The 6094-nt window shown below is 64.5% G+C and carries 6 protein-coding genes; 3 read left to right on the top strand and 3 right to left on the bottom strand.

Features of this window, described 5'->3' with window-relative positions:
* The 3 genes from H7A73_RS16315 to H7A73_RS16305 all read left to right on the top strand — a co-directional run.
* Positions 1-232 (top strand): hypothetical protein (locus H7A73_RS16315; RefSeq protein WP_182066914.1); only part of this gene is annotated, 232 nt, incomplete at its 5' end.
* A gap of 229 nt (positions 233-461) precedes the next feature.
* A complete protein-coding gene (locus tag H7A73_RS16310) occupies positions 462-767 on the top strand; it encodes a hypothetical protein (protein WP_182066913.1) in 306 nt (101 codons plus the stop codon).
* Between the two features lie 21 nt (positions 768-788).
* Positions 789-1106, top strand: a complete 318-nt coding sequence (locus H7A73_RS16305; RefSeq protein ID WP_182066912.1) for a hypothetical protein — start codon at positions 789-791, stop codon at positions 1104-1106.
* A gap of 1289 nt (positions 1107-2395) precedes the next feature.
* On the opposite strand, the gene H7A73_RS16300 is transcribed toward H7A73_RS16305, so the two are convergent.
* The 3 genes from H7A73_RS16300 to H7A73_RS16290 form a co-directional block, all read right to left on the bottom strand.
* Positions 2396-3361 (bottom strand): replication protein RepA, encoded by a 966-nt coding sequence (locus tag H7A73_RS16300; RefSeq protein WP_182066911.1) that lies wholly within the window; start codon positions 3359-3361, stop codon positions 2396-2398.
* 254 nt (positions 3362-3615) lie between these two features.
* Positions 3616-4062 (bottom strand): hypothetical protein, encoded by a 447-nt coding sequence (locus tag H7A73_RS16295; RefSeq protein WP_220456635.1) that lies wholly within the window; start codon positions 4060-4062, stop codon positions 3616-3618.
* Between the two features lie 208 nt (positions 4063-4270).
* Positions 4271-5218, bottom strand: coding sequence for a ParA family protein (locus H7A73_RS16290; protein ID WP_182066909.1), 948 nt, complete (start codon positions 5216-5218; stop codon positions 4271-4273).
* Positions 5219-6094 lie beyond the last annotated feature (876 nt).

Raw genomic sequence — 6094 nt, 5'->3', positions numbered from 1 at the left:
GAACACCGACCTCACGCTCAACGAATGGCGCGACGCCTGCAGGAAGCTCACCGCCCACCTGCGCGCCAACTACGAGGGACTGCCCAAGTGGGCCCCTGAGCCGTATCTCGGTGAGGACATCTGGCCGCTCGCAACTGCGTCCGGGCGGAACCTCCATGAGGATCCCCAGGTGTACTTCGGCATGACCGAAGAACAGGCAAAGCGCTGGCGGGAGGTACGCGGGCAGATCTAGGTCGTGCGATCGCCGTCGGACCTGGCCCCTCGCTCATGTGCTCATGAAGCAGCGCAGCGCGGCGCACAGCTACCTTGCCGTCACCGCCGCCCCCACCTGACTCCCCCGCAGCCCGCACCGGGAAGCCTCCTACAACGCAGACCTACGGACGTCGCGCGGCGCCGAGCTTCCTACGGCGAAGGGGCGGTCCGGCGCGCACCATGCCTCAAGGCTCCCGCATAGACCCGGCATGGACAGCAAGTACACCTACTTCCCTCTCCCCACGCCCGCTGAAGCCGCAGCAGCCGAGGAGGTCGCCGTTCCGCGCGCTCCTCGGCTGTCGCGTCGGTCGCTCGTGCCGCCGCTCTGCTGGCTCGCTGGCGGGCTGTTCTTCCGGTTCGTCGTCGGATGGCACGGTGACCTCACCAGGTGGATCATCATCCTTGCTGCCATCGTGGCTCTCGCCAGCTTCGGCCGCTTCGTGATGAAGGTTTCGGACTACCGCGCGAAGCTCCGCGACTACCGCTTGCGACGGGCAGAGCAGGCAGCTCGCTGACCGTCCGCGCATAGACCCAGCATGGCCACCACTCCCCCGCTCGTCGTTGTCCTCGACGACGCAGGCAAGAGCAAGCACCTCCGCTTCAAGGGCGTCGTCGGTGGTGGTTCTTCGGAAGTGACGAACGCGGATCTTCGCGACGCGAACGGCGGCGACCGACGCTTCTTCGCGTCGCTCCAAAGCCAGCGGTTCGTGACCGTGGACGCCGCAGGGCTCGGCAACCTCGACCGTCGCTACCGCGTACGCTTCGATGTTCCCGCCATCACGGACCTCCCGGCACCGCCTCTGAAGGCGAGGGCCACTCCCCCGCGGGCAAAGAAGAAGAACCGGCGCGGGTAGCGGTCAGTTCGGTACCGACGTACCCTCCGAGGAGTTCTCCACAGGAGGGTTGGTCGTCGGACTCGATACCCACGCTTTTTTCGTGGGTGTCTGGTCCGTTTTCGTGGGTACCTGGTCCTCAGCCCGTGGGTATCCGGTCCGCTTGGTGTGGGTATGCAGTCCCAGGAGCACAGCACCGCTCCCCCGCCGATCGCCGTCAGCGTGCGGATGTGGCCTCGCTCGAACGCGGCCCCCTGTAGTGCTTCCTGTAGCTCTCTCCGGTAGCTGATCTACGAATTGGCGAAACGCAACCACAGAGGGGCGCCAAGTTTTCCACAGACGGGTGCTTCTACCCCTTCCATTGGAAGAAACAGAGTCATTCAGTCCGCCGCACTTCAAGACCAGATACCCACGCTCCGCGCGTGATTCCACACGAGACCTCTGCGCCGGTGGGAGGACTAGATACCCACGTTCGAAAACACACGTTCCCTCAAGGTGCGAGTCGAGGACTTCGTTGTCACTGAGGACCGGATACCTACGCTCGCTCGATACGCCGACCGGCCCGCAACTAGTGTCCCGTGCCTTGGGGACCAGATACCCACGCGGTGCCTCGCGTTGTCCGACCGGGAGGACCAGATACCCACGTCGGCTGGTTGACCTTCGCGGTTGGCGAGGACCAGATACCCACGGGCAAGGACCAGATACCCACACGACGTGCCAGCAGGCGTCCCGGCGGGTTACCTCACCTAGATGCCGACCGGAGCGGGGTAGGCGCGCGGACCAGATACCCACGCGCGGCGCCTCATCGCCCTCTGCGTCAAGAGGTAACCACATGAACTGGTGTCGTATGGGACTAGATACCCACGACCGCGGACCAGATACCCACGTGCCTGCCTCAGGGCTCCGTCTCCGTAGGACTAGATACCCACGACCGCGGACCAGATACCCACGTGCCTGCCTCAGGGCTCCGTCTCCGTAGGACTAGATACCCACGCCCCTCCGCCCTCATCAACAAGCCAGGCCGCGGACTAGATACCCACCGAGGATCAGGTACCTACGCCCGATGAGCTCGCGGCGCCCGGTGCGGAGAGGACCAGATACCCGCCATCGAAGCGGGCCCTCTGTGAGTGAGGACCAGATACGCACGGTGGAGGGTGCACGCCAGCCGTCCGGAGTGCGCGCGGTGGGGACCGGATACCCACGCGCGCCGTCGACGAACGCGGTCTCCAGCTCACGTGGGTATCCGGTCCCCACCAACGCGAAAAGAGAGGCGCCCGTAGGCGCCTCTCTCCCGTCGTTTCTCTGGCCGGTTAGGCTCCGACCTCGCGTCGAGGCCTTGTCGGCTCCACATGGGGCGGAGACGGCCGGAGGATGAGGTACTCGGACGTCGGTTCGACCCGTGCTTCTGGGTAGATGATCTTGATGGCCCGCAGGTGACCCTCGAACGCCGCCTTGAACTTGTGGGGCTGCGTGTACTGCGCGCCGAACTGCAGGTTGAGGTCGTTCCACTTGATGCGGGTGGGCTTACGCAGGTAGAACATGCGGTACGTGAGCCACAGGTAGATGTCCATGCGCATCGCTGACTTCCCCAGCGCCTTCATCGCGTTCAGGTCGATGGGGACCGGCGAGGAGACGATGGAGTCGTAGAACCGCTCGGAGAGGGTCACCGTGGACTGCCAGAGCCCTTCGTTGTCCTCGACGTCGTCCTTGCCGAACCACAGACGGACGCTGTCAGCGATTCGGAAGTACTCAATGGCCTCACCGTGACCGTCCGGGCGGATTTCGAGACCCTCGACACTGAGGTTCGCGCCGAAGAGCCGCTTCAGGCCGTCAGCGACCCGCTTCGCGTCCCGTCCACCGTGTGCGAGGCCGATCTTCTCCATGAACGCTTTCATGGAACGGCCGAGCTCGAGCTGCTTGCTCTGCGTCAACACCGCTTCCGTCGCCATCCAGTTCATGGCCTGGCGCGGCAGGACACCGTATGGGTAGGCAGGTGTCCGCTCTCCGGTCTCTGCGTCCAGCAGCAACGCCGGCTGCATCATCAGCGAGACGGACCCGTTGCGACGCTCCCAGTACGGGATGTTGCCGGGGTTGCGGTAGGGCAGCGAGACCTGCGCCCAGATCCGCGCCGAGTACCCGATGTCCATGGCGTCCTCTTCACCACCCTCGAGGTTCGCGGCGTAGTTCACTAGACGCGCCGTCGTCTCGTCGATGAGGATTGGCGCGTCGGCTGGCACGTCGATCAGTGTGATTTCGGTTGCGAGGGTGTCGGTCATCAGGACCTCCCGGGGCGTGATGGAAGCAGTGGTCGCGCGGAAGCGGACTTGGTCAGTGCGTCCCACCCGGCAGAGCGCACTGTGCCTGGCGCTCCCCCATCCGAGTTGGTACTCGCACAGCGTGGCTGCGGATCAGATACCCACGTCGGAACTTGCCCGGCGTGTCGCAGTGTTCCTCGCCGACGTCTGTACGAACCCATGCTTCTGATCTACGGGATCCGGCCGACATTGCCGGGCGCGGACGACCAACGAAGTCAGTTCTCGCGCCGAATCGGCCGTCCGCGCGGAGCTTGCTTCATCCGCTTCGGGAACGGCTGCCCGCCGTTGTAGGTGTCCTGCAGACGCTTTGTCTCCCCCACGTAGATGTCCACCAGGATGTCCTTCGGCGTGGTGTAGCCCTCGTGCAGGGAAGCTGCCGCGAACGCGTCGTTGAACGCGTCGCGATCGCCTCGACGAATCTCGAAGGTGACCTTAACGATGTCGTCGGGGTTCTCCTCCCCCGAGTCGCCGTACCGACGCCTCGTGTACGGCGTCGTCGGGGCCTGCGCTGACTCAGCGGCCTGCTGCTGCTGCCGCGTCTGCGGAGCGGGGGCAGCAGCAGCAGGCTCGACCACCGTCGGTGGGCCGTCCTCGGCTGCTGCAGTCGACGGCTCCGGCTCAGCGAACGTGACGGCCGGCGTCTCGGAAGGCTCGACGGTCATCACCGGGTCTTCGACCTCAGACTCTGGAGAAGACGCGATGGTCTGCTGCACTGCGCGCCGCGGCGCCGGGGGTGGTGGCGCAACCGTGCGGGAAGGCTCGACCGGCTGCTCGACCGGCTGCTGCGCCGTTCGATTCGCGCGGAGGAGGGACCCCGCCCCTCCCCCACTGTTCGGACGGCTTGGCGGACCGGAGATGATGCGGCCTGCGTCAGACATTCGCTTCCTCCGCCGCGTCAGCCTCAGCCTTGGTGAGTCGAGCGGTGAGTTCCTGGGTCACTGCGTACAGGCTGTCTGCAACGTTGCCGGCAGCCTGAGGGCCAGCGGAAATGTGCTTCGCCCCGCGGCGCAGAGCCTCGTACCACTTTTCCTGCTTCTGGACGCTCTTCTCGAGCTCGTGGACGAGGACTCGCTTCTTCCTCGCGGCCTTCGCGGTTGCGCCCGAGTGGCGGACGTAGCTGGTGAAGATGAACTTCCGAGCCTCTTCGCTTTCCAGGGCCTCGACAACGTCGTCGGCGAACTCCTGCCGCACCTTCGTCTCAGACGTACTCGAGTCGAAGTTCACCACGCCGAGGAGGTCCACCTCGGGGTTGATATCCACGATCTTGTCGAGGCGCCGAGCGGTCAGTCGGAGACCATCGATGCTCGCATCGTCAGCCTTCGCTGGGATGAGGATGTAACGAGCGGCCGCGACAGCAAGCATCTGGATGCTGTCGATGTTCGGCGGGCAGTCGAGCAAGATCAGGTCGTAGTCGTCGGCGATGACAGACAGAGACGTGGCAAGACTGAGGCGTGCTGCGGTGCCTTCGGTGCCGGACTGGCTCATCCGAGGGCTGATGCCCTTGTCGAGGATCTCGATGTGCTCCCCTCCCGGGAGCACATCGAGGTTCGGGCGCACGTCTTTCAGGGGCTGAAGGCGATCGCCGAAGAGGACGGCCTTCGACAGACCAGAGCCCTTGTCGTCGCCATCTGCGTACCTGTAGCCAAGGTCGAGCCCGAGGTTCCCCTGCGGGTCCAGTTCGATTACGAGGACTCGCCAACCTGCCTCGGCGAGAATCCCGCCGATGTTGGCGCAGAGGGTGGTCTTGCCGACGCCGCCCTTGTTGTTGATGACGGCGACGACTCGCTGAAGGGAGGATCGGTCAATGGTGAGTGACATCTGCTGCTCCGCTGCCTACGAGGGGTAGTCACCCGCTGAATGGTGACGCTGGTGTCACTGGTGTGACTGGTGTGACCAGGCTGCGCAACGTCTCGCGCATGTCCGTGCGAACCCAGCATACCTGCGTTACTGGTGAAGCCAGTCACAAAGGCGTAACTGTCTTGGGCTGCCCGGCAACACCAGTCACACCAGTCTTGCCAGCAAGCGTTGACGGGTGAGGCCGGCGTCACCAGTCATAACCGGCGTGACTGGGGTGCACCAGGCTTACTGGTGTGACCAGTGAACGCAAACCAGGATCACCAGCGTCACCAGTGTGCGGGAATCTGTCGAGATCGGACAAACGGCTACTTCCGTAGGTGACTGCCTCAAAATGGGGAGTCTCGTCGCTCAGAGAGGCATACAGAACCTTTCGCTGCGTTCTGGGCCTCGAGGGTCGTGGTGACTGGCCTGGCAGGTGATACCAGTGTGACCAGCCGTACCAGTCTTACCGGTGACACTGGTCAAAGCCGTAGACCCGAAACTTGATGCGTTCGCCGGCCTGACTGCTGTCGCCAGTCACACCGGTGCCCCTGGGCGGCGGGACCAGGCTCACCAGTCAGTCGCCGCAGAGTTGACGACGAGACCTCGAAGACAGCGGTCGCATCATCCGGGGGAGTGCTACGAACGAGCAAGAGCCTGGCGCGGGGGTTGGCCTCGCACTCATGAGCGACCTCCTCGAAGGTGACCGCGAGCAAGTCACAACCATCGACCACCTCTACAGCTCAATGGCCACTCTCGACCCCGCCCCAGCAGCCGAACGCCTCGCACTGCACCAGGTCGCCGACCTGACCACCGACTCATCTTCCTCTGGCAGACCAACACCTGGAAGATCGGTCG

The organism is Curtobacterium sp. ME12 (assembly GCF_903970855.1).
GTDB lineage: Bacteria > Actinomycetota > Actinomycetes > Actinomycetales > Microbacteriaceae > Curtobacterium > Curtobacterium poinsettiae_A.
Note: the sequence above shows the minus strand (reverse complement) of the source record. Positions and strands in the feature narration are given on the sequence as shown.

Coding starts and splice junctions, on each gene's coding strand:
- H7A73_RS16310 (WP_182066913.1), top strand. CDS start 462: ATGGACAGCAAGTACACCTACTTCCCTCTCCCCACGCCCGCTGAAGCC.
- H7A73_RS16305 (WP_182066912.1), top strand. CDS start 789: ATGGCCACCACTCCCCCGCTCGTCGTTGTCCTCGACGACGCAGGCAAG.
- H7A73_RS16300 (WP_182066911.1), bottom strand. CDS start 3,361: ATGACCGACACCCTCGCAACCGAAATCACACTGATCGACGTGCCAGCC.
- H7A73_RS16295 (WP_220456635.1), bottom strand. CDS start 4,062: ATGACCGTCGAGCCTTCCGAGACGCCGGCCGTCACGTTCGCTGAGCCG.
- H7A73_RS16290 (WP_182066909.1), bottom strand. CDS start 5,218: ATGTCACTCACCATTGACCGATCCTCCCTTCAGCGAGTCGTCGCCGTC.